The 1,105-nt window shown below is 68.4% G+C and carries 2 protein-coding genes; both read right to left on the reverse strand.

Annotation, left to right across the window (positions count from 1 at the left end):
- Positions 1–602, reverse strand: a 602-nt coding sequence (locus B5E60_RS14315) for a N5-glutamine methyltransferase family protein (protein ID WP_239403369.1), incomplete at its 3' end; no start/stop codon positions are given.
- A partial coding sequence (locus B5E60_RS13560) for a chorismate synthase (protein WP_143260786.1) occupies positions 599–1,105 on the reverse strand: 507 nt, incomplete at its 5' end. The genes B5E60_RS13560 and B5E60_RS14315, both read right to left, overlap by 4 nt.

The following is a 1,105-nucleotide window of genomic DNA, read 5'->3' on the forward strand; positions in this document are numbered from 1 at the left end:
GCGACCTCCAGCGCCTCATCCGAGATATCGGCGGCATAGACTTCGGCTGCGGGGAGCTCCAGCGCCAGCGAGACGGCAATGCAGCCGCTTCCGGTCCCCACGTCGAGGATCCGGAGCCCACGGCCCGCAAGCGGAGTTCGCAAGGGCGGTTCACACTCCCCCGCTTCGCCGGCTCGTCCCCGCACACTGCGGACGATGCGGTCAACCAGCTCCTCGGTCTCGGGGCGCGGGATCAGCACCCCCCGGCGCACCGCAAAGCGACGTCCGTAGAATTCGCTCTCGCCAAGCACGTACTGCAGGGGTTCGCCCGCGGCCAGTCGTTCGACATCCGCCCCCAAGCGTCCGAGCTCCCCCGCCCCGTACGACATCCCCTTCTCACGCGACACCCCCTTCTCACGCGACGCACCGTCCAGCCCTTCCAGGCCCTCCGGCTTTTCAGCCCCTCTCGCCCGCAGTTCGGCCCCGGGGTCGGTCAGCAGCGCCGAGAGCGAGATGCCTTCCCGCCCGGCAACCAGCAGGCGGGCCAGGTTCCGGGCCTCGCGGGCATCATAGAGACCCGTCAGGCGGGCCGTGATGCGTTCGATGGCTTCGCGGCGTGTCATCGGCTTCTCCAGAGATCGGCCAACGCAATGGCAACGGCTGCCTCGACAACCACCGCTCCGCGCAGGGCTACACAGACATCGTGACGTCCCCGGATCTCGAGCGGTTCAACGCGGTCGGTCGACAGATTGTAGGTCTCCTGCGGTCGGGAGATGCTCGGCGTGGGCTTCAGCGCCGCACGCACCACCACCTCGTTGCCGTTCGTAATGCCGCCGTTGATTCCACCGGCATGGTTCGCTGCCGTGTGCCCCTCGCCGTCGAGGATCGGATCGTTGTTCTGCGACCCGCGGAGACGGCTTCCGGCAAATCCGCTGCCGAACTCCACCCCCTTGACCGCCGGAATCGAGAAGAGCAGGTGGGCCACCCGGCTCTCGACCGAATCGAAAAAGGGTTCGCCGATCCCGACGGGCACTCCCGCGACGCGGCATTCAACCACGCCGCCCAGCGAATCGCGCTCGGCCGCCGCCTCGCGCAGCAGCTCGTCGAAACGCGCCGGATCGTCGCA

This window comes from Alistipes sp. An116, assembly GCF_002161005.1.
In the GTDB taxonomy this organism is placed as follows: domain Bacteria; phylum Bacteroidota; class Bacteroidia; order Bacteroidales; family Rikenellaceae; genus Alistipes; species Alistipes megaguti.